The organism is Candidatus Pseudomonas auctus, from assembly GCF_048654275.1.
Taxonomy (GTDB): Bacteria; Pseudomonadota; Gammaproteobacteria; order Pseudomonadales; family Pseudomonadaceae; genus Aquipseudomonas; species Aquipseudomonas pharyngis.
Window position 1 is genome coordinate 131,344 of sequence record NZ_JBJYZK010000006.1, and the last position, 25,080, is coordinate 156,423.

The 25,080-nt window shown below is 60.1% G+C and carries 25 protein-coding genes and 2 pseudogenes; 17 read left to right on the plus strand and 10 right to left on the minus strand.

The genetic code is table 11. The annotated features are described in order from the left end of the window. Positions 1-5: 5 nt before the first annotated feature. Entirely contained in the window at positions 6-671 is a 666-nt protein-coding gene (locus tag ACKUG4_RS13685) for a bifunctional 4-hydroxy-2-oxoglutarate aldolase/2-dehydro-3-deoxy-phosphogluconate aldolase (RefSeq protein ID WP_221397980.1), read from the plus strand. Between the two features lie 184 nt (positions 672-855). Then, on the plus strand, positions 856-1,572 hold the full coding sequence (locus tag ACKUG4_RS13690) for an intradiol ring-cleavage dioxygenase (protein ID WP_221397979.1): 717 nt from the start codon (positions 856-858) through the stop codon (positions 1,570-1,572). Here the strand turns inward: ACKUG4_RS13690 and ACKUG4_RS13695 are convergent. Together ACKUG4_RS13695 and ACKUG4_RS13700 are read right to left on the minus strand one after the other, a co-directional pair. After that, positions 1,569-2,750: an aminotransferase class V-fold PLP-dependent enzyme gene (locus ACKUG4_RS13695; protein ID WP_085610781.1), complete on the minus strand. Its 1,182-nt coding sequence runs from the start codon at positions 2,748-2,750 to the stop codon at positions 1,569-1,571. The two genes, ACKUG4_RS13690 and ACKUG4_RS13695, sit on opposite strands and share 4 nt — an antisense overlap. A 30-nt stretch (positions 2,751-2,780) precedes the next feature. After that, on the minus strand, positions 2,781-3,017 hold the full coding sequence (locus ACKUG4_RS13700; protein WP_003213031.1) for a DUF3820 family protein: 237 nt from the start codon (positions 3,015-3,017) through the stop codon (positions 2,781-2,783). Between the two features lie 204 nt (positions 3,018-3,221). Here ACKUG4_RS13700 and ACKUG4_RS13705 point away from each other — a divergent pair, with 204 nt between their 5' ends. After that, the gene (locus ACKUG4_RS13705) at positions 3,222-3,689 is read left to right on the plus strand and encodes a ferritin-like domain-containing protein (protein ID WP_064598919.1); all 468 of its coding nucleotides are present in this window, start codon (positions 3,222-3,224) and stop codon (positions 3,687-3,689) included. Between the two features lie 70 nt (positions 3,690-3,759). On the opposite strand, the gene ACKUG4_RS13710 is transcribed toward ACKUG4_RS13705, so the two are convergent. Both ACKUG4_RS13710 and ACKUG4_RS13715 read right to left on the minus strand, forming a co-directional pair. Then, positions 3,760-4,230 (minus strand): MaoC family dehydratase, encoded by a 471-nt coding sequence (locus tag ACKUG4_RS13710; RefSeq protein ID WP_003227420.1) that lies wholly within the window; start codon positions 4,228-4,230, stop codon positions 3,760-3,762. Positions 4,231-4,272: 42 nt separating this feature from the next. Further along, entirely contained in the window at positions 4,273-5,217 is a 945-nt protein-coding gene (locus ACKUG4_RS13715) for an alpha/beta hydrolase (RefSeq protein ID WP_236190926.1), read from the minus strand. A 248-nt stretch (positions 5,218-5,465) separates the two neighbouring features. Between ACKUG4_RS13715 and fadD2 the strand changes: the two genes are divergently transcribed. Both fadD2 and fadD1 read left to right on the plus strand, forming a co-directional pair. Then, the gene (gene fadD2, locus ACKUG4_RS13720) at positions 5,466-7,154 is read left to right on the plus strand and encodes a long-chain-fatty-acid--CoA ligase FadD2 (protein ID WP_445434197.1); all 1,689 of its coding nucleotides are present in this window, start codon (positions 5,466-5,468) and stop codon (positions 7,152-7,154) included. A 346-nt stretch (positions 7,155-7,500) separates the two neighbouring features. Further along, on the plus strand, positions 7,501-9,198 hold the full coding sequence (gene fadD1, locus ACKUG4_RS13725; protein WP_445434198.1) for a long-chain-fatty-acid--CoA ligase FadD1: 1,698 nt from the start codon (positions 7,501-7,503) through the stop codon (positions 9,196-9,198). A gap of 238 nt (positions 9,199-9,436) precedes the next feature. On the opposite strand, the gene ACKUG4_RS13730 is transcribed toward fadD1, so the two are convergent. Then, the gene (locus ACKUG4_RS13730; RefSeq protein WP_445434199.1) at positions 9,437-9,814 is read right to left on the minus strand and encodes a hypothetical protein; all 378 of its coding nucleotides are present in this window, start codon (positions 9,812-9,814) and stop codon (positions 9,437-9,439) included. Between the two features lie 197 nt (positions 9,815-10,011). Here ACKUG4_RS13730 and ACKUG4_RS13735 point away from each other — a divergent pair, with 197 nt between their 5' ends. From ACKUG4_RS13735 to def, 3 genes are all read left to right on the plus strand, one after another. After that, positions 10,012-10,203: a CsbD family protein gene (locus ACKUG4_RS13735; protein WP_445434200.1), complete on the plus strand. Its 192-nt coding sequence runs from the start codon at positions 10,012-10,014 to the stop codon at positions 10,201-10,203. A gap of 177 nt (positions 10,204-10,380) precedes the next feature. Beyond that, a complete protein-coding gene (locus ACKUG4_RS13740) occupies positions 10,381-11,331 on the plus strand; it encodes a YihY/virulence factor BrkB family protein (RefSeq protein WP_039766115.1) in 951 nt (316 codons plus the stop codon). Positions 11,332-11,333: 2 nt separating this feature from the next. Continuing rightward, a complete protein-coding gene (def, locus tag ACKUG4_RS13745; protein WP_064598909.1) occupies positions 11,334-11,873 on the plus strand; it encodes a peptide deformylase in 540 nt (179 codons plus the stop codon). On the opposite strand, the gene ACKUG4_RS13750 is transcribed toward def, so the two are convergent. Further along, on the minus strand, positions 11,874-12,293 hold the full coding sequence (locus ACKUG4_RS13750; RefSeq protein ID WP_064598907.1) for a GNAT family N-acetyltransferase: 420 nt from the start codon (positions 12,291-12,293) through the stop codon (positions 11,874-11,876). A 337-nt stretch (positions 12,294-12,630) separates the two neighbouring features. On the opposite strand from ACKUG4_RS13750, the gene ACKUG4_RS13755 reads away from it, so the two are divergent. The 6 genes and pseudogenes from ACKUG4_RS13755 to ACKUG4_RS13780 form a co-directional block, all read left to right on the plus strand. Then, positions 12,631-13,572, plus strand: coding sequence for a fatty acid desaturase (locus tag ACKUG4_RS13755; RefSeq protein WP_445434201.1), 942 nt, complete (start codon positions 12,631-12,633; stop codon positions 13,570-13,572). A gap of 7 nt (positions 13,573-13,579) precedes the next feature. Beyond that, positions 13,580-14,371: a phosphate/phosphite/phosphonate ABC transporter substrate-binding protein gene (locus ACKUG4_RS13760; RefSeq protein ID WP_445434202.1), complete on the plus strand. Its 792-nt coding sequence runs from the start codon at positions 13,580-13,582 to the stop codon at positions 14,369-14,371. Positions 14,372-14,498: 127 nt separating this feature from the next. Next, positions 14,499-15,044 (plus strand): sigma-70 family RNA polymerase sigma factor, encoded by a 546-nt coding sequence (locus tag ACKUG4_RS13765; RefSeq protein ID WP_085610775.1) that lies wholly within the window; start codon positions 14,499-14,501, stop codon positions 15,042-15,044. Further along, positions 15,041-16,054 carry an ABC transporter substrate-binding protein gene (locus ACKUG4_RS13770; RefSeq protein ID WP_064598898.1) on the plus strand — a complete coding sequence of 338 codons (1,014 nt, stop codon included), beginning with the start codon at positions 15,041-15,043 and terminating at the stop codon, positions 16,052-16,054. The genes ACKUG4_RS13765 and ACKUG4_RS13770 overlap by 4 nt, the downstream gene beginning before the upstream one ends. Positions 16,055-16,644: 590 nt before the next feature. Beyond that, positions 16,645-17,415 (plus strand): annotated as a pseudogene (locus ACKUG4_RS13775) (PAS domain-containing protein); the annotation flags it as partial. A gap of 120 nt (positions 17,416-17,535) precedes the next feature. After that, a pseudogene (locus tag ACKUG4_RS13780) lies at positions 17,536-17,964 on the plus strand (methyl-accepting chemotaxis protein); the annotation flags it as partial. An 86-nt stretch (positions 17,965-18,050) separates the two neighbouring features. Here the strand turns inward: ACKUG4_RS13780 and ACKUG4_RS13785 are convergent. From ACKUG4_RS13785 to ACKUG4_RS13795, 3 genes are all read right to left on the minus strand, one after another. Continuing rightward, complete coding sequence (locus tag ACKUG4_RS13785) at positions 18,051-18,617, minus strand: hypothetical protein (RefSeq protein WP_445434203.1); 567 nt, start codon at positions 18,615-18,617, stop codon at positions 18,051-18,053. A gap of 153 nt (positions 18,618-18,770) precedes the next feature. After that, positions 18,771-20,192 carry an MFS transporter gene (locus ACKUG4_RS13790; protein ID WP_064598892.1) on the minus strand — a complete coding sequence of 474 codons (1,422 nt, stop codon included), beginning with the start codon at positions 20,190-20,192 and terminating at the stop codon, positions 18,771-18,773. A 125-nt stretch (positions 20,193-20,317) separates the two neighbouring features. Further along, positions 20,318-20,758 (minus strand): PACE efflux transporter, encoded by a 441-nt coding sequence (locus ACKUG4_RS13795; protein ID WP_064598890.1) that lies wholly within the window; start codon positions 20,756-20,758, stop codon positions 20,318-20,320. Between the two features lie 121 nt (positions 20,759-20,879). Here ACKUG4_RS13795 and ACKUG4_RS13800 point away from each other — a divergent pair, with 121 nt between their 5' ends. Beyond that, positions 20,880-21,752 carry a LysR family transcriptional regulator gene (locus ACKUG4_RS13800; RefSeq protein WP_445434204.1) on the plus strand — a complete coding sequence of 291 codons (873 nt, stop codon included), beginning with the start codon at positions 20,880-20,882 and terminating at the stop codon, positions 21,750-21,752. Position 21,753: 1 nt separating this feature from the next. Here the strand turns inward: ACKUG4_RS13800 and gntR are convergent, their stop codons facing one another. Further along, positions 21,754-22,785: an HTH-type transcriptional regulator GntR gene (gene gntR, locus ACKUG4_RS13805; RefSeq protein WP_039766142.1), complete on the minus strand. Its 1,032-nt coding sequence runs from the start codon at positions 22,783-22,785 to the stop codon at positions 21,754-21,756. Positions 22,786-23,001: 216 nt separating this feature from the next. Here gntR and ACKUG4_RS13810 point away from each other — a divergent pair, with 216 nt between their 5' ends. Continuing rightward, positions 23,002-23,535, plus strand: coding sequence for a gluconokinase (locus ACKUG4_RS13810; protein ID WP_064598881.1), 534 nt, complete (start codon positions 23,002-23,004; stop codon positions 23,533-23,535). An 83-nt stretch (positions 23,536-23,618) separates the two neighbouring features. Beyond that, on the plus strand, positions 23,619-24,971 hold the full coding sequence (locus tag ACKUG4_RS13815; protein WP_085610768.1) for a GntP family permease: 1,353 nt from the start codon (positions 23,619-23,621) through the stop codon (positions 24,969-24,971). Positions 24,972-25,080 lie beyond the last annotated feature (109 nt).

The following is a 25,080-nucleotide window of genomic DNA, read 5'->3' on the forward strand; positions in this document are numbered from 1 at the left end:
CCGCTATGACAATTCCATCCCCGACCGTTTCCATGGCGGACAAAGTTGCCCTGATCGACAGCCTCTGCGCCAAGGCGCGGATCCTGCCGGTGATCACCATCGCCCGCGAACAGGACGTGCTGCCATTGGCCGACGCCTTGGCCGCCGGTGGTCTGACCGCGCTGGAAGTGACCCTGCGTTCGCAGTTCGGCCTCAAGGCGATCCAGATCCTGCGCGAACAGCGCCCGGAACTGGTGACCGGTGCCGGCACCGTGCTCGACCGCAACATGCTGGCCGCGGCCGAAGCCGCCGGTTCGCAATTCATCGTCACCCCGGGCATCACCCGTGACCTGCTGGAAGCCAGTGTCGAAAGCTCGATCCCGCTGCTGCCGGGCATCAGCAATGCCTCCGGCATCATGGAAGGTTATGGCCTGGGTTATCGCCGCTTCAAGCTGTTCCCGGCTGAAGTCAGCGGTGGCGTAGCGGCAATCAAGGCCCTCGGCGGCCCGTTTGGCGAAGTGAAATTCTGCCCGACCGGCGGCGTCGGCCCGGCCAACATCAAGAGCTACATGGCGCTGAAAAACGTCATGTGCGTGGGCGGTAGCTGGATGCTCGATCCGGAGTGGATCAAGAACGGCGACTGGGCCCGCATTCAGGAATGCACTGCCGAGGCGTTGGCGCTGCTGGACTGATACTTTTCAATTAGTTGCAACCCTACACTTCGTTGTGTGTTCTACGGCTTTAACGGTGCGCTTGGTCGGTGCGCCGTTTTTTTTTGCCCGAAAAATCCTTCGTTATCTCGAGATACATAGTTACCGCACCCGGCCTCGCGTGTGGCGCTAACCTGCGTTCATCTTATGGAAGAGAGAATGCGTCATGGACAACCAGTCTTCAGCTCCATCGGTTTATCAACTGGCCCCCGAGCAAGTCGCGGGGCCTTATTTTCGCAATCCCAAACTGCTGCGCCGCAACATCAGCGAAGGCGCCGAGGGCCTGCCGTTGCTGCTGCGCCTGACCATTGTCGATGCCATGACCGCCGAGCCGGTCAGTGGTGCGCTGGTGGATATCTGGCACTGCAACGCACGCGGCGCGTATTCCGGCTGGAGTCGGGTCAACCCGGATCTGGAAGTCGACGTCGAGGATATCGGCTCGATCCCGCGAACCGACGATGACACCTACCTGCGCGGCGGTCAGTTCAGCGACCACAAGGGCAGGGTGCGCTTCACCACGATCTATCCGGGTTTCTACGCCGGGCGAGCCCTGCACATTCACGTGGCGGTGCGCATCGTTGCCGGCAATGAATATCTGGAGGAGCGCAATGTAGCCTGGGTCGGCCAACTGTATTTCCCGGAGGTGGTCTCCCGCGGCGTGCTCAACAACAAGGCCTATCGCGGGCGAGGCTCGGCGCCGGTGTGTAACGCCGACGATGCCTACTACACCACTATGGGCGGAGAAGCATCGACCCTGACCGTCTGGCCGATCGGCCGCGACTCGCACGAGGACGGCTACTTTGGCCACCTCACGATCGGCATCGACACCTTTGCGGTGTCGTCGCAGATCAAGCCCGAGGACTTCGACAAGTACACGGTTTAACGCAGTTCGTTCAGCGCCTGAACCAGCAGCTGGATTTCCGTCGCCGTGGTGGTCAGCGACGGCGTGATACGGATGCATGGCCCACAGGCCGCGCCGTTGCGCACCACGGTGAACAGGTTGTAGTCGTTGAGCAGGCGTTCGACCATCGCCTGCTGGTCGGCATGACGGGTAAAGCGTAGCGAGGTGATGCCGCAATACAGACGCGGATCGTCCGGGGTCGTGACTTCGATGCCCGGCAGATTGCGCACGGCGCTCACCCACAGGTTGCGCAAGTAATTCATCCGCGCGCCTTTGGCGGCCGCGCCACCCAGTGCGCGGTGTTCCTCGAACACCAGTGGCAAGGTCATCAACGCCGGAATGTTCGGCGTGCTGTAAGGCGTGCGCGAACGGATGTCGTCAGCCGAAAAATGCATCTCGCCCATGTCCGGGTCGATGTCGGCCAGGCGCTGCGGTGCAATGTAGATAAAGCCGAGGGTCAGCGGCGAGCCGATCCACTTGTGCAGGTTGTACCCGGCGAAGGCGATGCCCAGCGCTTCGAGGTCGAACTCGATCTGCCCGAGAGCATGGGCGCCATCAAGGATGATATCGACGCCATGCTCCTTGGCCAGCGAGGCAATGGCCTGCACCGGCATTACCAGCCCGGTGCGGTGGGTGACGTGAGTCAAAGCCATCAATTTGAGCTTCGGATAGCGGGTAAAGGCTTCGCGGTAAGTCGCCAGCAGGCTGTCGAAGCTGGCCGGGTGGGCGTGCTCGATCTCGATCACTTCGACCCCGCGATGCTGCGCCAGCCAGCGCATGGCGCCCTTGACCGTGTCGTACTCCAGATCGCAGATCAGCACCTGGTCGCCTGGCTGCAGGCGGTTGTAGTTGCGGATCAGCGATTGCAGGCCGGCAGTGGCGTTGTGGGTAAACGCCACGCTTTGCGCGCGGACGCCGATCAGCTCGGCCAGTTGCGCGCGTATGTCGAGGAGGTCGTGCTGTTCGAAACGTTGGCGCACGTAGATCGAGTTGCTGTTGTTGATCAGCTCGACGTTGCGCTGATACTCCTCGATCACGGTGCGCGACATCCGTCCGAAGTAGCCGTTCTCCAGGTTCACGGGGCCGGGGTGGCGATCGTAACGGTCGGCGAAGGTTTGCCAGAAGGCTTCGTCTCGGGCGCGGCGGGTGTTATCGGGCATGGTCGACTCGACTCGGATCAGGATGACGCCTCAGTGGCGCGGGGCAGGCTTGCCATGTTTGGCGCGCAGCGGTTCGAGCAGTTCCGACAGGCCGTTGTGATCGATTTCCTGCATCAATGCCAGCAGCCCGCCCAGTTCTCCATGGGGAAAACCTTCCCGGGCGAACCAGTTCAGGTACGGGCCCGGCAGGTCGGCAATGATCCGGCCCTTGTACTTGCCGAAGGGCATTTCGCGGGTGATCAGCAGTTCGAGCTTTTCAGGGTTCATCGTTGGAATCGTCTGGGTTTGAAAACACGTTGGAAAATACAGGCATTCTGCATGCAGGCCAAATGACAGATCATGCAAATAACAGGCATACAGATTTTCGTTTTATTTTTAAGTTATTGAAAATTAACGATTAATTTCTTTTCGAGAAGCTGGCACGACCACTGCAACACTCCTTGCATCTTTCACCACGCAAGGAATTGAAAAATGACTGACATGAATAAAGAAGCCATCTCCGTCCTCAACGACCTGATCGAAACCAGCAAGGACGGTCAGGAAGGCTTCAAGACCTGCGCTGAAGACATCAAGCACCCAGAACTGAAAGCCCTGTTCACCCAGCGCTCTGCCGATTGCGCCACGGCGGCGGCCGAGTTGCAGGCGGCCGTGCGTTCGATGGGCGGCGATCCGGAAACCTCGACCAGCGTCAGCGGTGATCTGCACCGTCGCTGGGTCGACGTCAAAGCGATGTTCACCGGCAAGGACGAAGAGGCTGTGCTCAACGAAGCCGAGCGCGGTGAGGACCACGCCCTGAAGGCTTACCGTGAAGCGATCGAGAAGATCAACAAGCACAACCTGGTCGGTATCCGTGACCTGGTGGAGCGCCAGTACCACGGCGTGCAACGCAATCACGATCAGGTGAAGGCGCTGCGTAACCAGGCTCGGGCACGCTCGTAAGCGTTCGAAGCCCACAAAAAACGCCAGCTGGTCTGGCGTTTTTTTGTGTCCGGATTTAACCGGGGGACCATCAGCCGATGCTGATGGCCGGCAAGGTCGGCAGGGTAACGGTTTGCTGTTTACGCGGGGCCAGGATCTCGGCTTCGCCATCCACAACCAGCTCATCGCGCTGGTTGAATACGCGCGTGGCAATACGCACGCGGAATTTCGGCAGTTTCTCCAGAATCTCCAGACGTACTGTCAGGGTGTCGCCGATCTTCACCGGCTTCTGGAAGCTCATCTGCTGGCCAATATAAATGGTGCCCGGTCCAGGCAGCTCGCAAGCCACGGCTGCACTGATCAGCGCACCGCTGAACATGCCGTGGGCGATGCGTTCCTTGAACATGCTGGCGGCGGCGAACTCGGCGTCCAGGTGCACCGGGTTGTGGTCACCGGACATCGCGGCGAACAGCTGAATGTCGCGTTCCTCGACAGTCTTGCTGTAGCTCGCGGTCTGGCCCACTTCGAGGGCTTCGTAAGGGATGTTGGTAACCTGGGTCATGGGTCTGAATTCCTGTGACGGATGAAATGAATCCACAAAAAATTATTCGCTGCGGTGCGGCCGGCGATGGCTCAGGGCCTGGTCGATCCAGGCCAGCACATCGGCGGTCACTTCGTCGCGGTTGCTCTCGTTGAACAATTCGTGCCGCGCCTGCGGGTAGATCGTGAGTTGCAGGTTCTGGCTGCCGGCCGCGCGCAAGGCGTTGGCCAGATCAGTCAGACGCTTGCCTTCGCTCACCGGATCACATTCGCCGCCGATCACCAGCAGCGGCAGGCCCGGATCAATCTGGGCGAGATTGGACGCTTTGCTGATTTGCTGCAACCCGCCGAGCAAGTCGATCCACAACTGATTGGTGCAGCGAAAGCCGCACAGCGGGTCGGTGGCGTACTTGTCGACCTCGACCGGGTCGCGACTCAGCCAGTCAAATGCGGTGCGCGCCGGTTTGAATTTATTGTTGAACGAGCCGAACGACAGCCATTCGATCAGCGCGCTGCGACCCTTGGCGCCCTGGCGCAGCTTTTCAAACCGGGCGATCTGCCGGGCCGCGCGGTACAGCGCAACCGGCTGGAAATTCGAGCCGCTGAGAATCGCGCCATGCAGGCTGGCGCTGTGATGCAGCAGATAAGCCTGGGCAATGTAACTGCCCATGCTGTGCCCGAGCAGCACGATCGGCACGCCCGAATGACGTTGGCCGAGGAACTGGTTGAGGCTCGCGAGATCTCCAACCACCTTGCACCAGCCGTCGTCGTCAGCGAAGTGCCCGAGCGTCCCATGATCGGCCGTTTTGCCATGGCCGCGCTGATCGGGTGCGTACACACCGTAGCCTTCGGCGCAGAACGCCTCTGCCAGCCGAGCGTAGCGGGCGCTGTGTTCCGCCATGCCGTGGGCCAGCAGAATCACCGCTTTCAGCGGCGCGTTCGGCAGCCACAGGTTGACGAAGAGGCGGCTGCGGTCACTCGCGTCCAGCCAGAAGGTGTCGTGGATCATGGCGATTCCTTTTGCGGCCTGTTTTTGCTCAAGCGTCTTGCAGAGCTTGCATTGTATAGCGCGTCCGATCAGCTCACGCCACGGCAGGAAGATTCACACGATCAATGACGACCTTGCCCATATTTGCCTGATTGACCATAGCTGCTAGTGTCCGTGAAGCCCCGCTTTTTGCTCTCGGCTTTTTCAGGGACCGAAAGAAATGACAGCGAAGCGGCCCCGGATCGGCTCAGGTAAAGAGGACAAGAACAATGCAACCTGATTTCTGGAATGACAAACGCCCGGCGGGCGTACCCCTGGACATCGACGCGGGTGAATTCAAGTCGGTGATCGAGGTGTTCGAGCGTTCCTGCAAGAAATTCGCTGATCGCCCGGCGTTCAGCAACATGGGCGTGACCCTGACCTACGCCGAGCTGGAGCGCCAGAGCGCCGCGTTCGCCGGTTATCTGCAAGCCCACACCGATCTGGCGCCGGGAGATCGCATCGCGGTGCAGATGCCCAACGTCCTGCATTATCCGATTGCCGTGTTCGGCGCGTTGCGCGCCGGGCTGATCGTGGTCAACACCAACCCGCTGTACACCGCGCGGGAGATGCGTCACCAGTTCAAGGACTCCGGCGCCCGGGCGCTGGTGTACCTGAACATGTTCGGCCAGAAGGTCCAGGAAGTGCTGCCGGACACCGACATCCAGTATCTGATCGAAGCGAAGATGGGCGACCTGATGCCCACCGCCAAGGGCTGGCTGGTCAACACTGTGGTCAGCAAAGTGAAGAAGATGGTGCCGGCGTATTCGCTGCCCCAGGCGATTTCCTTCAAGAGCGCGTTGCGCATGGGTCGGGGCCTGGGCATCAAGCCGTTGAAGGTCGGCCTGGATGACATCGCCGTCCTGCAATACACCGGCGGCACCACCGGCCTGGCCAAGGGCGCGATGCTCACCCACGGCAATCTGGTGGCGAACATGCAGCAGGTGCGCGCCTGCCTTGGTCAGTTCGGCAGCGACGGCCAGCCGCTGTTGCGCGAAGGGCAGGAGGTGATGATTGCGCCGCTGCCGCTTTACCACATCTATGCGTTCACCGCGAATTGCATGTGCATGATGGTGTCGGGCAACCACAACGTACTGATCACCAACCCGCGTGACATCGGCGGCTTCATCAAGGAGCTGAAGAACTGGAAGTTCTCGGCGCTGCTGGGGCTCAACACGCTGTTTGTCGCGCTGATGGATCATCCGGACTTCAAGACTCTGAATTTCTCCACCCTCAAGCTCACCAACTCCGGCGGCACCGCGCTGGTCAAGGCCACCGCCGAGCGTTGGGAGCAGATCACCGGTTGCCGGATTACCGAAGGTTACGGCCTGACCGAAACCTCGCCGGTGGCCTGCACCAACCCGTACGGCGAGCTGTCGCGGATCGGCACGGTCGGTCTGCCGGTGCCGGGCACTTTGTTGAAAGTCATCAACGACGACGGCGTCGAGCAGCCGCTGGGCGAGCGCGGCGAGTTGTGCATCAAGGGCCCGCAGATCATGAAGGGCTACTGGAACAAGCCCGAGGCCACCGCCGAAGTGCTGGATGCCGAGGGCTGGTTCAAGTCCGGCGACATTGCAGTCATCGACCCGGACGGTTTCGTGCGCATCGTCGACCGCAAGAAAGACATGATCATCGTCTCCGGTTTCAACGTGTACCCGAACGAAATCGAAGACGTGGTGATGGCCCACCCGAAAGTTGCCAACTGCGCAGTGATCGGCGTGCCGGACGAGCGTTCCGGCGAGGCGGTGAAGCTGTTTGTGGTGGCGCGGGAAACCGGAGTCAGCCTGGAAGAGCTGAAGGCCTACTGCAAAGAAAATTTCACCGCTTACAAGGTGCCAAAACACATCGTGCTGCGTGAGTCGTTGCCGATGACGCCTGTCGGGAAAATTCTGCGCAGAGAGTTACGCGATATCGCATAAAAGAATTGCGCTTCACTCTATCGCGAGCGGGCTCGCTCCCACAGGATCATCAGTGAACCTGTGGAAGCGAGCCCGCTCGCGATTTTTTTGTTTCAAGCCCCCGAAAACCGGGACTTTCAAGGTTTTATAGGATTTTTGCTCTAAAATGACTGCAAATAGTTCTTGAGTCATGAAAATGACTGTGGGGGCCGCTTTTGGCTCTAGTCGACCCTTGGCAAAGCTGCTACTCTCGGCGCGCTTTGTGACTTCTCGGCCTTGTAAAAAGCCAGACTCACCAATAAACAAACACCAATAATAATCGCATCAAATGCGGTGCTGAATTCGCGTTGCTGAGGAGTGGGCTTCCATGATCGAAGACTTTTGGAAGGATAAGTACCCCGCTGGAATTGCTGCCGACATCAATCCAGACGAGTACCCGAATATTCAGGCAGTGTTGAAGCAATCCTGCCAACGCTTCGCCGACAAACCGGCGTTCAGCAACCTGGGCAAGACCATCACCTACGGTGAACTGTACGAATTGTCCGGTGCGTTTGCCGCTTATCTGCAACAGCATACCGATTTGCAGCCCGGTGATCGAATCGCCGTGCAACTGCCCAACGTGTTGCAGTACCCGGTCGCCGTCTTCGGTGCCATCCGTGCCGGGCTGATCGTGGTCAACACCAACCCGCTGTACACCGCGCGGGAAATGGAACACCAATTCAACGACTCCGGTGCCAAGGCGCTGGTGTGCCTGGCGAACATGGCGCACCTGGCCGAAGCCGTGGTGCCGAAAACCGGCGTCAAACACGTCATCGTCACCGAAGTCGCCGACCTGCTGCCGCCGATCAAGCGCCTGCTGATCAACAGCGTCATCAAGTACGTGAAGAAAATGGTTCCAGCCTATCACCTGCCAAAAGTCGTCAAGTTCAACGACGTGCTGAGCAAGGGCCAGGGCCAGCCGGTGGCAGAAGCCAACCCGGACAGCGGCGACGTCGCGGTGCTGCAATACACCGGCGGCACCACCGGCGTGGCCAAGGGCGCGATGCTCACTCATCGCAACCTCGTCGCCAACATGCTGCAGTGCAAGGCGCTGATGGGCTCCAACCTCAATGAAGGTTGCGAGATCCTGATCACGCCACTGCCGCTGTACCACATCTATGCGTTCACCTTTCATTGCATGGCGATGATGCTGATCGGCAACCACAACATCCTGATCAGCAACCCGCGCGACCTGCCGGCGATGGTCAAGGAACTCTCGAAGTGGAAGTTCAGCGGCTTCGTCGGCCTCAACACGCTGTTCGTGGCCCTGTGCAACAACGAAGGTTTCCGCAAGCTGGATTTCTCGGCGCTGAAAGTCACCCTGTCCGGCGGCATGGCCCTGCAACTGGCCGCAGCCGAGCGCTGGAAAGCGGTCACCGGTTGCCCGATCTGCGAAGGTTACGGCATGACCGAAACCAGCCCGGTGGCCACGGTCAACCCGATCCAGAACATCCAGATCGGCACCATCGGCATTCCGGTGCCGTCGACCCTGTGCAAAGTCATCGACGATGCAGGTGTCGAGCAGCCGCTGGGCGAAATCGGCGAGCTGTGCGTCAAGGGCCCGCAAGTGATGAAGGGCTACTGGCAGCGCCAGGAAGCCACCGATGAAATGCTCGACAGCGAAGGCTGGCTGAAGACCGGTGACATCGCGCTGATCCAGCCGGACGGCTATATGCGCATCGTCGATCGCAAGAAAGACATGATTCTGGTGTCCGGTTTCAACGTGTATCCGAACGAACTGGAAGACGTGCTGGCGGCCCTGCCGGGCGTGTTGCAGTGCGCAGCCATCGGCGTTCCGGACGAAAAATCCGGCGAGGCGATCAAGATCTTCATCGTCGCCAAACCGGGTGTCACCCTGACCAAGGAACAGGTGATGGAGCACATGCGCGCCAACGTCACCGGCTACAAGGTGCCGCGTTCCGTGGAGTTCCGCGATGCGTTGCCGACCACCAACGTCGGCAAAATCCTGCGTCGCGAGTTGCGCGACGAAGAGCTGAAGAAGATCAAGGCGAAGAGCGCCGCATAAAACAGAAAGCCCCGCAGATGCGGGGCTTTCTGTTGGTGCAGAGCAGGGCCTGGATTATGCGGTGAACCTGCCCCTCACCCCAGCCCTCTCCCGAGGGAGAGGGAGCCGATCGGGGGGGCTGTTCAAAACCCGAGTTCGGCTCGATATCTCAGGTCGACGTACCTTGTCCAATCACCTCGGTCGGTCCCCTCTCCCTCTGGGAGAGGGCTAGGATGAGGGGGGAGGGGCCCCCGAAATCTTACTGGCGGAACGGCGCAAAGTTCACGTTGGTTCCCGCCGGGCGCATGTCCTGCAGGTACGAGTCCTTGTCGGCACTCAGTTCCAGGCTCAGGGCTGCCTTGCGCTTGCCTTCATTGCGGACCACCAGGCCTTCGAGTTTCTCGCGCAGGAACACGGTCGGCACTTTCAGGTGCAGCAGTTCGTCGGTGGCCGGGGTGTGCATCAACAGGTGGATCCACTCGTACTGACCGATCGCCAGGCGCGACACCGGCAGGTCGAACCACCAGATGTTGCGGTTACGGTTCAGTTCGGCGAAGTGGCAGTTGTTGGTGCCGAGCACGGCACCGCCCAATTCCTGGTTGCGACGGGCGATGGCCTGCTTTTTATCGAGTTTCATAACATTCCTGCGGGGTCGGTTCTGTGGCGCCTGGCGCCCTTTTGATGGGCATTCTCGGGGGTACGCTCGTAAACATAAAGCCCAACCTGCACACCGCGACGAAATGAAGCCCTGAAAATAAATGAAACTTGGCGCAAACCGGGTCAGTCAATCATTACGTACTGACTTTCCCCGTTAATGTTCCAAGGAGAATCACCATGGGTAGCACGAGCGATAAAGTGAAAGGCATGGCCAACGAAGCGGTCGGCAACGTCAAGCAAGGTGTCGGTAAAGCCACCGATAACACCAAACTGCAGGCCGAAGGCAAAGAGCAAGAGAAGAAAGGCGAGGCCCAGCAAGCGGTGGGCAAAGCCAAGGATGCGGTCAAGAAAGGCGTCGACAAGGCCTGATCAGGCCTTGAACGAAACAGCGAAGCGGCCATCCAAGGATGGCCGTTTTCGTATCCCGCTCACATGCGGTCAAGGAACACAGTGTTTCAAAGTCGCCAAGTAAGCTACTTTGATGAGAGAAAAACGGCCCCTGAGTCGCCACGACTTCAACCTGTTTTGCGGCGAAAGGAGACGCGAATGATTTTCCCCGACATGAAAGGTCTGCCCCTGCACCGGGTGATGGTGCGCACGGTCACCGAATTCGTCGACGACGAGATGTCGACCTATGCCTCGGCACTGGCCTACCAGATGCTGTTCTCGCTGTTCCCGTTCATTCTGTTTCTGATTGCCCTGATCGGTTTCCTGCACCTGCCGGACTTCTTCTCCTGGCTGCGCCTGCAATCGGAGCTGGTGTTGCCGCCCCAGGCGCTGGAGCAGGTCAACCCGGTGATCGATCAACTGCAGCAATCCAAGGGTGGCCTGCTTTCGGTGGGTATCGTCATCGCCCTGTACACCGCGTCTGCCGGCGTGCGCCTGATGATGAGTGCGATGAACGCCGCCTACGACGTGGTCGAGGGCCGGCCCCTGTGGAAGCGGTTTCCGCTGTCGATCATCTACACCGTCGGCATTGCCGGCATGTTGCTGGTGGCCGCAGCGCTGATGGTGCTCGGCCCGCAGGTGATGGGCTGGATCGCCGCGCAGGTCGGGCTCGAAGAAGTCATCGTTACTCTGTGGACCATTGCCCGCTGGCCGGTGATCGTGATCCTGATGATGGTGGCCGTGGCGCTGATCTACTACGTGATGCCCGACGTCAAACAGGAATTCCGTTTCATCACCCCCGGCTCGGTGCTGGCGGTGGTGGTGTGGATCATCGCGTCCCTGGGCTTCGCGTTCTACGTCAAGACATTCGCCAACTACAACGCCATGTATGGCAGCATCGGTGCGATCATCGTGCTGTTGCTGTATTTCTACATTTCCGCCGCCGTGTTGTTGCTCGGTGCGGAGATGAATGCGGTGATCGAACACATGTCCAGCGAGGGCAAGGATTCGGGCGAGAAAGTCCCCGGCGAACTCGATGAACATCCCAAACAACACGTTTCCGGCCTCGGGCGCGATCACTCGCTCAAGCCGAACACTGACGAAGCCTGATCATGATCCGTGAAATCCTGAAGATGGGCGACGAACGCCTGCTGCGCATCGCGCCGCCGGTGCCCGCCGAAATGCTCGACAGTCCCGAGCTGTGGCAATTGATCGACGACATGTTCCAGACCATGGAAAGCGTCGGCGGCGTCGGTCTCGCCGCGCCGCAGATCGGTGTCGATCTGCAACTGGTGATCTTCGGTTTCGAGCACAGCGAGCGTTATCCGGACGCCGAAGCAGTGCCGCAGACGATCCTGATCAACCCGCTGATCACGCCGCTCAGTCCGCTGATGGAAGAGGGCTTCGAAGGCTGCCTGTCGGTGCCGGGCCTGCGGGGCGCGGTGGATCGATACCAGCGGATCCGTTACGAAGGCGTCGACCCCAAGGGTGAGCCGATCTCGCGGGTGGCCTCAGGGTTCCATGCGCGGGTGGTACAGCATGAATGCGATCACCTGATCGGGCGCCTGTACCCGTCGCGCATTACCGATTTCAGCAAGTTCGGTTTTACCGAAGTGATGTTTCCGGATCTCGATCCCAACGCTGACGACTGACTAGCCCGCGCGCGGTGCCAGTTCCATGGCAATCATCGGCTTGCTCCGCGCATAACGACTCAAGCGCTCGGCCATGGCCTGGGGCAGGGCAGGATCGAAAGTGAAGCCGCGCCGCTCGTAGAATCCGCGCAAGTCCGGGTGGCAGAACAGCCACACCGGCCCCTCGACGTCCTTCACCGCTTCGGCAATCAGCTGCGCGGCAATGCCTTGCTCACGGCAGGCCGGATCAACAAACAGTCCGGTCAGCCAATGCCCGCCGAACACCGGCCGCAGGCACAGCGCCGCCACGATTTCCTCCCGCCGCGCCACCCACAATTGCGCCTCGCGCACGGCTTTCATCGACGATTGATGCTGGCGGTAGAACTTGTTCATCAGGGGCCAGGACAGGTCATCGAGCTGGCTGTAACGGATGTCGGTCATGAATCGGACTGCCGGTGCAAAAGCCGCGGATTATAAAACAACGTGCCCGCCGGGATAGGTGTATACCTGATCTCACATCCCCTCTGAGTGGAGTACGCATCATGTCCAAAGGTATGGATTCGAAAAAAGCCGCGAAGAAGAAACCGGCCAAGACCGCCATCGAAAAACGCCACGAGAAGAGGGCGAAAAAAGTCGACATCTTTGGCCATTGATCACGCCGTTCGGGAGCCCGGATCCGGGCTCCTGTCTTGCCCTTGAAAACAGCCCGCAAAAATAATCTGCAAGATTTCCCGTTGGTGTTGCACAGAACGATCAGACCCTCGTTCCGAGCCACGCCATGCCCCACTATTTCGACGATGCCCATCGCCTACAGATCGAAACCCTGCGCCAGCGCTTCACCGCCCGCACCGAGTGGCCGACCTGGCTGCTGCTGATTGGCGTATATGGTGGCTGGTTCGCGATTGTGCTGGGCAGCGAATGGCTCGGCGTCTGGTGGAGCACGCTGCTGCTGATTCCGTTGCTGGTGCTGTGGCTGTCGGTGCAGCACGAATTGCTTCACGGTCATCCGACGCGCTGGACCTTCGTCAACAAAATCCTCGGCTATGCGCCGTTTGCGGTGTGGTATCCCTACACGCTCTATCGCGACAGTCATTTGCAGCACCATCGCGATGAAGACCTGACGATTCCCGGCGTCGATCCCGAAAGCCGTTACTTGAGTGCCGAGCGCTGGCAGGGCCGTTCGTTGTTCGAACGCAGCCTGCACTGGCTGAACAAAACCGTATTGGGCCGATTCATTCTTGGCGCACCGCTGGCGTTGCTGGCGCTGGCCGGTGAAGAACTGCAACGTCTGAAAAGCGGCGAGCGCCAGGCCTGGCTGATGTGGTTGACCCACGGCGCCCTGACCGTGCTGATGCTTTTTTTCATCGCCCGCTACAGCGTGTTGCCGGTGTGGCATTACCTGTTTTTGATCAGCGTCCCGGCGCTGTCGATCGCGATGGTTCGCTCCTACTATGAACACCGACCGCACACGCAACCGGAGCAGCGCACGGTGCTCAACGAAGCCGGATGGCCGTGGCGCTGGCTGTTCCTGAACCTGAATTTCCATCTGGTACACCACGATTTGCCGAAGCTTTCGTGGTACGACTTGCCCAAGGCCTACCGCATGCGCCGGGAACAGTGGGTGGCGCGCAGCGGCGGGTTTCTGGTGCAAGGTTATGGGCAACTGTGGCGCCGGCACGGCATCAAGCCGATCGACAGCCCACAGCATCCTTTTATTTGAGGCCAGCATGACGTCAGGTTACGCAGAACTGTTGATGTACATCGCACCCGAGCCGATTCGCGCGGCGAACGAGCAGTGGCTGGCGCGGATTCTCGAACACCTGGGCCGTTCGCGGCTCGATGCCGAAGGCCTGTCGCTGCTTGAACTCTGGCGCTCGCCTGAGTTGCTATTGACCCAGACCTGCGGCTATCCGCTGATGACCGCGCTGCGTGGGCAGGTCAGGATTGTCGGTCGTCCGCGTTACGAATTGCCTGACGCCACTGCCGGCAATCATTGCAGCCTGATCCTCACCCGTGCCGATGATCCGCGCCGCAATCTGGCGGAGTTCTTCGACAGTCGCGGGGTGATCAACAGCGATGACTCCAACAGCGGCATGAACCTGTTGCGTCAGCGTTTGGCGCCGCTGCATCGGGACGGTCAGTTTTTCGCCTCTGTGGGCATCAGTGGCGGGCATCGCGAAAGCCTGCGCTGGTTGCGCGAAGACCGCGCCGATCTGGCGGCCATCGACAGCGTGACCTTTGCGTATCTGGCGCAATACGCCGCCGCAGAGGTCAGCGGCTTGCGGGTGGTAGCGCGCAGCGCGTTCAGCCCGACCTTGCCCTTCATCACCGCTGCCAGCACGACGGACGAGCAGATCGAACACCTGCGCCGGGCCATGAACCGCAGTCTTCAGGACTTGCCCGACGTAGCCCGCATCCTCGGTTTGCCCGAGGTCCTGCCCGCCAGCGAAAGCGATTACCTCGTCCTGCTGGATTATCAGCGCGAGGTCGAAGAACTGGGTTATGGCCGATTGCATTAGCGTTCTCGGTTAATTCGATAATGGAATATAAAAATTCTTTTTAAGTATTTTTAACGCATAAGGCACCTTGCTAGGATCGCGCCACCGGACGACCGGACATTCAGCGACCCTTGACCAAGGAGCCCCCATGTCCGGCGCCGACTCATCCCATCGCAATCATGTGCACACGTTGTTTGGCGACCATTACCAGTGGTTGTGCACACGTCTGCGTCGGCAATCGAATGATGCGGCCACCGCCGAAGACATCGCCGCCGAAACCTTCGCGCAACTGCTCGAAGCGCCGGGCCTGACCGCCATCCGTGAACCCCGCGCCTTGCTCACCACCATCGCCCAACGCCTGCTGTACGAGCGCTGGCGGCGGCGTGATCTGGAGCGTCGGCATTTGCACCAGCTTCATCAGGGTGACTTCGATCACCCGCCGTCTCCCGAAGAACTCGCCGACCTGTCGCAGAGCCTCAAGCACCTGGACCGGACGCTCCAGCGCCTGCCGGGCAAGGTGCGTTCGACCTTCCTGCTGGCGCGAATCGACGGCCTGACCTACCCGCAAATCGCCGCCGAACTGGGTATCTCCCAACGTTCGGTGAGCCTGTACATGACCCGCTCCCAGGCCTTGTGCAACCGCCACAGCGCCAACCAAACCCTGATTTCCTCCCAGAACAAGAGGTCCGCATGAGATCGCTCAAAACCCTGCTTGGCAGTTCGCTGCTGGCCCTGACCCTGACCGCCGGCCACGCCGTGGCAGCGGAAAAAACCGCGCCGATCCACTTCGGTGACATCACCTGGGAAAGCGGCAGTTTCATCACCGAAGTGCTGCGCCTGATCGTCGAGAAAGGCTACGGCTACCCGACCGACACCCTGCCGGGCAGCACCGTCAGCCTGGAGGCGGCGCTGGCGAAAAACGACATTCAGGTGATCGGCGAAGAGTGGGCAGGGCGTAGTCCCGCGTGGGTCAAGGCTGCCGCCGAGGGCAAGGTGTTTGGCCTCGGCGACACGGTGAAGGGCGCCACCGAAGGCTGGTGGGTGCCGGAATACGTGATCAAGGGTGACCCCGAGCGCGGGATCAAACCGCTGGCGCCGGAACTGAAATCCGTGGCCGATCTGCCGCGCTACAAGGATGTGTTCAAGGACCCGGAAGACCCGAGCCGCGGGCGCTTCCTCAACAGCCCGACCGGCTGGACCTCTGAAATCGTCAACAGCCAGAAACTCAAGGCGTATGCGTTGAACGACAGTTACGTCAACTTCCGCACCGGCTCCGGCGCGGCGCTGGATGCCGAGGTGGCGTCGTCGATCAAGCGGGGCAAACCGGTGCTGTTCTACTACTGGTCGCCGACGCCGCTGCTCGGTCGCTTCAAACTGGTGAAGCTGGAAGAGCCACCGTTCGACGCCGAAGCCTGGAAAACCCTGGCCGATGCCAACAACCCCAATCCGAGAGGCACCCGTTCGATGCCGGCGAGCCTGGCGATTGGCGTGTCGGCGCCGTTCAAGGCGCAGTATCCGGAGCTGGTGACGTTCTTTGAAAAGGTCGACTTGCCGATTGATCTGCTGAACCAGACTCTGGCCGGGATGAGCGAAAAGCGCCAGCAGCCACGGCAGGTGGCCGAGGCGTTCCTGCGCGATCAACCGCAAGTGTGGAAGCCTTGGGTGCCGGGTGATGTGGCGAACAAGGTGAGTGGGAGTCTGTAGTTCTTTTCTGATATTTCTGTAGTGCTGCACCGACGCCATCGCGGGCAAGCCCGCTCCCACAGGGTTGTGCGCAATGTTAAAGCCAGCGTGGTACCTGTGGGAGCGCGGCTTGCCCGCGATGGCGTCCGACCGGCAAAAACGTTTTTGCGCTGAACCGTTTCTCGTCCGCTTCCTGTCCGAACTCCCGCATTACTGGCCGACTAGTGGCCTTGCGCAAGGCCTTGCGCTGTCTATGCTCATTCATAACTAACTATGTCGACCGCCATTCAAAGCGCTCCGACGGCAATCGGTTAGCCATGAACAAAGCTGCCAGAGTGCGCAATCCAAGGCACCGACACTTGACCGACAAGGAGCTGTTTTTTAAATGGAAGTTCTTCTGCATGTTAGGAATGGCCCGCCTGCGGGCTATCAAGAAAAGGATGTCTTGATTAGAGCGTCGCTGCATGGACTCTTTGATTAATCATCGTTTATCACCTGACAACTTCCTCCCGTGGAGGAAGGCGTGTGCCTGTTCTGTGGAACGTAGTGGTGGATTCTGAAAGACCTGAACTTTCATCAAATCAAAAGAACGCGCGGAAGGTGATAGAGACATGTTCAACCTACATCACAAGGCTGATCTGCAGGAAATCGAACGTTTCAGCTGTGCCCTGACCGAAGCCAACGCCAAGCTGGCGGCGATCAGCCGTTCGATGGCAATGATCGAATTCACCCCCGAGGGCATCGTTCTGGATGCCAATGACAACTTCTGCAAGACCATGGGCTACAGCGCCGAGGAAGTGTGCGGCAAACACCACCGGATCTTTTGTGAAGAAGCGTTCTATCGCAGCGAGGAATACGCCAGGTTGTGGCGTGACCTGGCCCGTGGCGAACCCATCAGCGGCACTTTCCTGCGCTTGAACAAGAGTGGGCGGGAGATCTGGCTCGAAGCCAGTTACATGCCGGTGTATGGCCCGGACAAACAAGTCCGCAGTGTGATCAAAGTGGCGGCGGATATCACCGCGCGAGTGAACAAGGAGAAGGAAGAGGAGAGCATGCTGGCCGCCATCGGTCGCTCTATGGCGGTGATCGAGTTCACCCCGGAAGGCAATGTGATCACGGCCAACGACAACTTCCTCAAGACCATGCAGTACTCGCTCAACGAAATCGTCGGCCATCACCACAGCCTGTTCTGTCACCGGGTCGAAGCCGAATCCGCGCAATACAAGGCGTTCTGGGCTTCGCTCAATCGCGGCGAATATCACTCGCACCGCTTCGAGCGCAAGAACAAGTCCGGGCAGACCGTTTACCTCGAAGCTTCTTACAACCCGCTGTTCGACGCCAAGGGCCGGTTGTACAAAGTGGTGAAGTTCGCCAGCGACATCACCCACCAGATGACTACCTTACAGACTGCTGCGGAATCGGCTCACAGCACCTCGGTACAAAACGACGCCTGCGCGCAAAAAGGCTCACAGGTCGTGCAGCAAACGGTGCAGATCATTCAGGACATTTCCCGCGACCTCAACGAAGCGGCGCTGAGCATCGATGCGGTCAGCAAACAGTCGGACATCATCGGCACCATCGTTCAGACCATTCGCGGCATTGCCGATCAGACCAACCTGCTGGCGCTCAACGCCGCCATTGAAGCGGCGCGGGCGGGTGAACACGGGCGGGGTTTTGCCGTGGTGGCGGACGAGGTGCGCAGCCTCGCGGCGCGGACCAGTCAGGCGACCCTGGAGATCGTCGATGTGGTGCGCAAAAACCATGAGCTGTCGTTAAGCGCGGTGTCGAGTATGCAGTCGAGCCTGAGCCGCACCGGGCTCGGGGTGGAACTGGCGAACGAGGCGGGGGATGCGATTCGGGAGATTCAGCAGGGCTCGCGGCATGTGGTGGATGCGATCAGTCAGTTCAATGAGACGTTGCAGTTGAACTGACTGATCGCAACATCCGAAAAACCTGTGGGAGCGGGCAAGCCCGCTCCCACAGGTGTCAGTGTTTAATCCGATTCAACCGGCAGCAGTCAGAGCGAAGCGAGGAGCTTGTCAGCCGACTCGTCGCTGATCTTCGCCGAGTTGGCGTCTTGCTTGTTCTGCTTCTCGGCTTCGGCCAGCTTCATCTTGTCCTGCAGTCGCTCGGCGATTTCTTTGCCGATGGCCAGTTGTTTCTCCGGCGGCATGGCTTTGATGTCGTCCTCGGTCAGGCCCATTTCCTGGAGGATACTGTCGCGCAGACGCTGTTCCGGCGTTTTGCTCATGTAGTCCTTGAACTCATCCATAGCCGATGAGCCCGTGGATTTGGTCTGCGAAGAATCGGAGGTTTGCAGAGCGACACGGGTCTTGGCGAACGCCTCGTCGACGTTGTCGCTGATGCGCGTGGCTTCGCTGACTTGCTGGGTCGCCAGTTGCGTGGCCGATTCCTGCACCTTGGCGGTGGCTTCGGCGGTTTGCGCCTGGGCCTGGTTTTGCAGGGTTTGCAGCATCGCGCCGTGCAGGCCGCCTTGCAGTCCGGCTGCGGCGGTGGCGGTTGCATCGTCATTCAGCTGCTTGGGTAGATGAATGATTTGTTGTTGTTTTGCACTGACCAACATGATGAATGAACCTGTAGGTAATGACTGTCAGCCCTAGGCAGCAATTACCGTGCCTGTTGAATAAATTCATATTTATCAATGGCTTGTGGTTTTTCGTGAACAGGCAAAGCGGTCATCCCTTGCCGGTGGGCGGCAGGGGATGACCGTTGTCCGTCAGCGATGGGCAATGTTTTCCAGCGCCAGGTTTCGGGTGCGGGGGCCGAAATAGCCGATGGTCAGCATCACGATCAACATGCTGGCGACGATGAACGCCAACACGCCCGGTGTGCCGAAGTGGTCGAGGAACAGACCGATCAACAGGCTGCTGAACACCGTCGACAAGCGACTGAACGAGTAACAGAAGCCCACCGCCCGGGCGCGGATGTTGGTGGGGAACAGCTCGCTCTGATAGGAGTGATAACTGAAGCTCAGCCAGGCGTTGCAGAAGGTGATCATCACACCGCAGAAGATCAGGCCAAAGGCGCTGGTCTGCAGGGCGAACAAGGTGCCGAAGGTCATGGCGCCGAGGGCCGAGCCGACGATCTGCCACTTGTTCTCGAAACGGTTGGCGAATTTGACGAACAGCAGCGGGCCGAGGGGGTAGGCGAGGGTGATGATGAACGCGTACATCAGGCTGTGAGTGACGCTGACGCCCTGACCGGAAAGCAACGCCGGCAGCCAGTTGCCGAAGCCGAAGAAACCGATGGCCTGGAAAATGTGAAAGACGATCAGCATCAACGCGCGGCGGCGATAGGGCGGTTGCCAGATATCGGCGAAACGGCCCTTGCCTTCGACATCGACGGCTACCGCTTCCGGTGCGTCCAGTGGCTTGCGGTGATCCTTCTCGCAGCGCGCCTCGATGTTATCGAGAATCCGGTTCGCCTCATCGAAGCGGCCATGCTGCGCCAGCCAGCGCGGCGACTCCGGCAGACGTTTGCGCAGCCACCAGATGAACAGTGCAAACACCGCGCTCGCCAACACCACCCAACGCCAGCCGGACACCCCGAACGGCGCTTGCGGCACCAGCCACCAGGACATCAACGCCACTGCCGGCACCGACAGGAACTGCACGAAAAATGCGAAGGCAAATGCCGAACTGCGCATGCGCTTGGGCACCAGTTCCGAGAGGTAGGCGTCGATGGTCACCAGTTCGATGCCGAGGCCGATGCCCACCAGAAAACGCATGCAGATGATCCCCAACGCCGAACTCTGCACGCCCATCAGTACCGTGGCCACGGTGTACCAGACCAGCGCGAAGGTGAAGATCGCTCGCCGACCGAACCGATCGGCCATCGGGCTCAGCAGACTGGCGCCGAGAAACAAACCGAGGAACGTCGCTGAGGCGAACGCAGCCTGATCGGAGAAACCGAACACGCCCTGATTGCCGGTGGCGAAGATGCCATCGCGGATCAGGCCGGGGCTGATGTAGGCGGTCTGGAACAGGTCGTAGAGTTCGAAAAAACCACCGATCGACAGCAGCGCCACCAGCCGCCAGAGGGTGGCGACTGCCGGGAGGCGGTCGATGCGGGCGGAGATCTCGGCGGCGCGTATCGGGTCGATGCCGTCGCATTGCGCGGCGGGGGCGTTTGCAGTCATGGGCTGATCCATTTTTTATTGATGGAAAAGCTTAGCCTGCTATCGGAAATCAAGGATTGTTTATATCGGCGGTTGGCACGGGAAAACCGCCGATTTCTTGCAATATTCGCTTACCAATTAACGATTTATGTCGCGGGCTGCGGATCCGGCAATGCCGAGGCCGGAAGGCCGAACACCTTATCGAACAGCCAGTTGAACGCGAAGGTGTAGCAAGGGATGAACACGATCAGCGCCAGATCCAGCAAAAAGGCCTGCACCAGACTGATGTTCATCCACCAGGCGATCAGCGGAATCAGGAACACGATCAGCGTCAGCTGGAAGCCGACGGCGTGGGCGATGCGCCGTTTCACCGTGCGGGTGCGCGACACCTGACGGCTTTCCCAGCGCTCGAACAGCGAGGTGTAGATGAAGTTCCAGGTCACGGCGATGGTGGTGATGATCACCGCCAGCGGGCCGGTACTGCCGGGCGAAGTGCCGGACAACAAGGCCAGACCGAGGGCCGAGAAGGTCATGCCGATCACTTCATAGAGCGACACGTAGACCAGTTTGCGTTTGACGCCTTGCATGGGGAATTGCCTCTTTCTTGCGACTTGTGGCCAGTGGGACTGGCGAAGGCGACGAAAGATAGCTTCAATAGAGGTGACAGAAAAAGTCAGTAGCTTTCAGTTTTATTGACAGGTGTGAGACGTGAATTTCAACAGTGAAAGCATCGAGCTGTTTCTTGCCGTGATCGAGCGCGGCTCGTTTTCCGCCGCGGCCAGGGCATTGGGCAAAGTCCCGTCGGCGGTGAGCATGGCCATCGGCAATCTGGAGGCCGAACTCGGTTACTCGCTGTTTGATCGCAGCCATCGCGAACCGCAACCCACGGCAATGGCGCTGTCGCTGGTGCCCCATGCGCGGCTGATCGCCGATCAGCTCAAGCAATTGCAGGTGCATGCGGTGCAGTTGTCGCTGGGGCTGGAGAGCAAATTGTCGATCGGCGTGGCGGCGGATATCGACCGCCGACGGTTGCTGATGGCGATCAAGGACCTCAGCGAGCGTCATCCGCTGCTCGACATCGAAGTACTGACCGCGCCGCAGGACGATGTGCTGGCAATGCTTCACAGTGGCCGGGTCAGCGTGTGTCTGGCGTTCGCCGGGTTGAGCGTGAATGTGCTGGAACGGTTTCAGTTTGTCGGCAGCGAACGAATGATCGCCACGCTGGCGGCGGATAGCCCGCTGTTGCAGGGACAGGATCTGTTTCTCGAGGATCTGGTGCATGTGCGGCAGATCGTCGTCGGCAGTCGTGATTTGCCGATCAGCGAAACCCGGCCGCTGGTGGCCGAGTCCCACTGGCGCACCGATAACCTGGAGACGGCACTGGAGATGGTCGAGGCAGGGTTGGGCTGGGGCAATTTTCCGCTGTCGGTGGTGCAGCCCTGGCTCGATAGCGGACGGCTGAAACGCCTGAATTTCCGCAACATCGAAAACGGCCTGGTGCTGCCGGTGCACGCGGTGTGGCTCAAGAGCCAGCCGCTGCAGAAGGGTGCGCTGGCTCTGGTGAAGTTGCTGGGCGGTTGAGTCAGGTGCTCTCGCGAATCTTCAGCTCGAAGCCCATGTCCTCGACCGGACGCGCCACGCTGTTGCCGGCCATCAGCGTCAGCATCTGCTCCGCCGCACGTTTGCCGATCGCTTCGCGGGGCGTGTTGATGCTGCTCAGGCGCGGCACCATGTGTTCCGACATCGGCAGGTCGTTGAAGCCGAGGATCGCCACTTGTTCGGGGATCCTGATCCCGTTGCGCAGCGCTTCGAGCAGGGCGCCCTGAGCCAGGTCGTCATTGCCGAAGAAGATCGCATCGACATCCGGATGCGCCGCCAGCAATTGCAGGAACAACTCGCCGCCCAGGCCCACGGACGATGAACGCGGGGTCAGCACTTCCAGATCCGGGTCGTAGCGACCGGCCTTCTGCAACGCCTTGCGAAAGCCTTCACCGCGCAGCAGGGTGCGCTGATCGAGCTGCGCACCGATGTACGCCAGGCGCTTGCGGCCACGGGACAGCAAATGTTCGGCAGCCGTTTCGCCGGCGCTGAGCTGCGAGAAGCCGACGCAGTTCACCCCGGCGGCGCTGTCCAGTTCCATCATGTACACGCAGGGAATGTTGCTGGCCTCGATCATCCGCCGCGAACTTTCGGTACGGTCGAAGCCGGTCAGCAGCAAACCGCGTGGCTGATAGGCCATGTAGTTGCGCAGCAGGTTTTCTTCTTCATCGCGCGAATAGTGGAAGTTGCCGATCAGCACTTCGAAGCCTTTGGGCGTCAGTACCCGATGAATGGCTTCCAGGGTGTCGATGAATAAAAGGTTGGACAGCGAAGGCACCAGAACCACCACCGAATGGCTCTGGGCCGAGGCCAGGGCGCGGGCGGCGGGGTTGACCACATAGTTGAGTTCCAGCGCGGCTTTCTGGACTTTTTCCACCAGTTCGGTGGCAACCGTGCTGACCCCACGCAGGGCGCGGGAGGCGGTAATCGGGCTGACGCCGGCCAGACGGGCGACTTCATTAAGGGTGGGACGGCCGGTGGTGCGGGTGTTTTTATCGTTTTTAGGGGTGGTCATCGGGCAGCTTGCCAAACAAAAATCAAGGCACTAAGGTAGCGCTGTCCTTATGCAGCTGCAAATGCGTAAGCGAGGTCCTGCCTGATCTTCGCTTTTTGGCGTACGGACAAAACCTGCTGCAACCCAAAAAAACGACAAGAAGGCGTCGGCAACTTCTGCCTGTGCACTAGAGTCATAGCTAGCAAAGGTAGCGCTGTCTGCGCGCTGAGGTGTTACATGAATCATCCCATCACCGCCCTGGTCATCATGGGCGTTGCCGGTTGCGGCAAGACGTGCGTCAGCGAGGCCCTGTGCCAATTGAGCGGCGCCACTGCCATTGAAGGCGATACTTTCCATCCGGCCGCGAACATCGAAAAGATGAGCGCGGGGATCCCCCTGAACGACGAAGACCGTGCCGGCTGGCTCGACAGCCTGTGCGATGAGCTCCGTCGCGTCGATGCCTTGGGCGAACGCCCGGTGCTGACTTGCTCGGCCCTCAAACACAGTTATCGCGAAGTGCTGCGCAGCGCCTTGCCGGGCCTGGGTTTCGTGTTCCTCGAATTGACGCCTGAAGTCGCCGCCGAACGTGTGTCCCACCGTCCGGGCCACTTCATGCCGGCCACCTTGATCGAAAGCCAGTTCGCCACCCTCGAATCGCCCAAGGGCGAGCCGTTGACCCTGGCCCTGAATGCTTCGATCCACAGCGTTGAAGAGCTCGCATCGCAAGCCCACGTCTGGTGGCAGGCCCATGGCCTGAAACAGGCGGTATGAGTGTGATTGCGAAGATAGCGCTGTCCATGCGACTTCTGATTAACCCGCTTTAATAACAACAACAAACCAGGAGACACCCCCTCATGTTTGGCATGTCCCATGACGCCTACCTGCTGCTCGATGCAGTGGTTACGGTGATCGGACTCATCGTCCTGATCACCAAATTCAAGATTCACCCCTTCATTGCCCTGACCATCGCCGCCGCGTTCCTCGGCCTGACCTCCGGCATGCCGATCGGCACCATCATCAAGGCGTTCCAGGACGGCTTTGGTGGCGTGCTCGGTTTCGTCGGCATCATCCTCGCGCTGGGTACGATGCTCGGCAAGATGATGGCCGAATCCGGCGGTGCCGATCAGATCGCCCAGACCCTGATCCGCGCCTTCGGCAAGGACAAGGTTCAGTGGGCGATGATGTTCGCCGCGTTCCTGGTGGGCATTCCGCTGTTCTTCGAAATCGGCTTCGTGCTGCTGATTCCGCTGGTGTTCATCGTGGCTCGCCGCACCGGTGTGTCGATCATCAAGATCGGTATCCCGCTGCTCGCCGGCCTGTCCGCCGTGCACGGTCTGGTGCCGCCGCACCCGGGCCCGCTGCTGGCCATCGGCGTGTTCGGTGCCGACATCGGCAAGACCATTCTTTACGGTCTGATCGTCGCACTGCCGACCGCCATCATCGCCGGTCCGATCTTCGGTACGTTCATCGCCAAGCACATTCCGGGTCATCCGAACCAGGAACTGGTCGATCAACTGGCCCGTGAAAACGATTCGGCCAATCTGCCGAGCTTCAGCATCACCCTGGTCACCGTGCTGCTGCCGGTGTTCCTGATGCTGCTGAAAACCTTCGCTGACGTGGCGCTGCCGGACGGTCATTTCTTCCGCACCTGGATGGACATGATCGGTCACCCGATCTCGGCGCTGCTGCTGGCATTGCTGCTGTCGCTGTACACCTTCGGTCACAAGCAGGGCATCGGTTCTCAGCAGATGCTCAAATGGCTCGACGCGAGCCTGGCGCCGACCGCCGCGATCATCCTGATCATCGGTGCCGGCGGCGGATTCAAGCAGATGCTGGTGACCAGCGGCGTGGGCGACGTGATCGGCCACATGGCGGTCAGCGCGCAGATCTCGCCGATCCTGCTGGCATGGCTGGTGGCCGCGGTGATCCGCATCGCGACCGGTTCGGCCACCGTGGCGACCATCACGGGCGCGGGCATTGTGGTGCCGGTGGTGGGGATGATTCCGGGCGTGAACCGTGAGTTGCTGGTGCTGGCCACCGGTGCCGGTTCGCTGATCCTGTCCCACGTCAACGACGCCGGTTTCTGGCTGGTGAAGCAGTACTTCAACATGACCGTCGCCGAGACCTTCAAGACCTGGACGGCGATGGAAACCATCCTGTCGGTGGTGGGTTTGGGCTTTATTCTGTTGCTGTCGCTGTTCGTCTAAGGGCGAATCGCAGGCACAAAAAAACCGCAGCGATGCGGTTTTTTTGTGTCCGGATTGATCGTTCCCACGCGGACGGTTCGACGCCTCGACGTGGGAACGACCAGGTCGC

What these genes read in the sequence shown, in the direction of transcription:
- ACKUG4_RS13750 (WP_064598907.1), bottom strand. Translation starts at nt 12,293, where the DNA reads ATGACCGACATCCGTTACAGCCAGCTCGATGACCTGTCCTGGCCCCTG.
- ACKUG4_RS13730 (WP_445434199.1), bottom strand. Translation starts at nt 9,814, where the DNA reads ATGAAACTCGATAAAAAGCAGGCCATCGCCCGTCGCAACCAGGAATTG.
- ACKUG4_RS13700 (WP_003213031.1), bottom strand. Translation starts at nt 3,017, where the DNA reads ATGAACCCTGAAAAGCTCGAACTGCTGATCACCCGCGAAATGCCCTTC.
- def (WP_064598909.1), top strand. Translation starts at nt 11,334, where the DNA reads ATGATCCGTGAAATCCTGAAGATGGGCGACGAACGCCTGCTGCGCATC.
- ACKUG4_RS13770 (WP_064598898.1), top strand. Translation starts at nt 15,041, where the DNA reads ATGAGATCGCTCAAAACCCTGCTTGGCAGTTCGCTGCTGGCCCTGACC.
- ACKUG4_RS13715 (WP_236190926.1), bottom strand. Translation starts at nt 5,217, where the DNA reads ATGATCCACGACACCTTCTGGCTGGACGCGAGTGACCGCAGCCGCCTC.
- ACKUG4_RS13760 (WP_445434202.1), top strand. Translation starts at nt 13,580, where the DNA reads ATGACGTCAGGTTACGCAGAACTGTTGATGTACATCGCACCCGAGCCG.
- ACKUG4_RS13695 (WP_085610781.1), bottom strand. Translation starts at nt 2,750, where the DNA reads ATGCCCGATAACACCCGCCGCGCCCGAGACGAAGCCTTCTGGCAAACC.
- ACKUG4_RS13810 (WP_064598881.1), top strand. Translation starts at nt 23,002, where the DNA reads ATGAATCATCCCATCACCGCCCTGGTCATCATGGGCGTTGCCGGTTGC.
- gntR (WP_039766142.1), bottom strand. Translation starts at nt 22,785, where the DNA reads ATGACCACCCCTAAAAACGATAAAAACACCCGCACCACCGGCCGTCCC.
- ACKUG4_RS13795 (WP_064598890.1), bottom strand. Translation starts at nt 20,758, where the DNA reads ATGCAAGGCGTCAAACGCAAACTGGTCTACGTGTCGCTCTATGAAGTG.
- ACKUG4_RS13705 (WP_064598919.1), top strand. Translation starts at nt 3,222, where the DNA reads ATGACTGACATGAATAAAGAAGCCATCTCCGTCCTCAACGACCTGATC.
- ACKUG4_RS13735 (WP_445434200.1), top strand. Translation starts at nt 10,012, where the DNA reads ATGGGTAGCACGAGCGATAAAGTGAAAGGCATGGCCAACGAAGCGGTC.
- ACKUG4_RS13785 (WP_445434203.1), bottom strand. Translation starts at nt 18,617, where the DNA reads ATGTTGGTCAGTGCAAAACAACAACAAATCATTCATCTACCCAAGCAG.
- ACKUG4_RS13685 (WP_221397980.1), top strand. Translation starts at nt 6, where the DNA reads ATGACAATTCCATCCCCGACCGTTTCCATGGCGGACAAAGTTGCCCTG.
- fadD1 (WP_445434198.1), top strand. Translation starts at nt 7,501, where the DNA reads ATGATCGAAGACTTTTGGAAGGATAAGTACCCCGCTGGAATTGCTGCC.
- ACKUG4_RS13740 (WP_039766115.1), top strand. Translation starts at nt 10,381, where the DNA reads ATGATTTTCCCCGACATGAAAGGTCTGCCCCTGCACCGGGTGATGGTG.
- fadD2 (WP_445434197.1), top strand. Translation starts at nt 5,466, where the DNA reads ATGCAACCTGATTTCTGGAATGACAAACGCCCGGCGGGCGTACCCCTG.
- ACKUG4_RS13765 (WP_085610775.1), top strand. Translation starts at nt 14,499, where the DNA reads ATGTCCGGCGCCGACTCATCCCATCGCAATCATGTGCACACGTTGTTT.
- ACKUG4_RS13755 (WP_445434201.1), top strand. Translation starts at nt 12,631, where the DNA reads ATGCCCCACTATTTCGACGATGCCCATCGCCTACAGATCGAAACCCTG.
- ACKUG4_RS13710 (WP_003227420.1), bottom strand. Translation starts at nt 4,230, where the DNA reads ATGACCCAGGTTACCAACATCCCTTACGAAGCCCTCGAAGTGGGCCAG.
- ACKUG4_RS13690 (WP_221397979.1), top strand. Translation starts at nt 856, where the DNA reads ATGGACAACCAGTCTTCAGCTCCATCGGTTTATCAACTGGCCCCCGAG.
- ACKUG4_RS13790 (WP_064598892.1), bottom strand. Translation starts at nt 20,192, where the DNA reads ATGACTGCAAACGCCCCCGCCGCGCAATGCGACGGCATCGACCCGATA.
- ACKUG4_RS13815 (WP_085610768.1), top strand. Translation starts at nt 23,619, where the DNA reads ATGTTTGGCATGTCCCATGACGCCTACCTGCTGCTCGATGCAGTGGTT.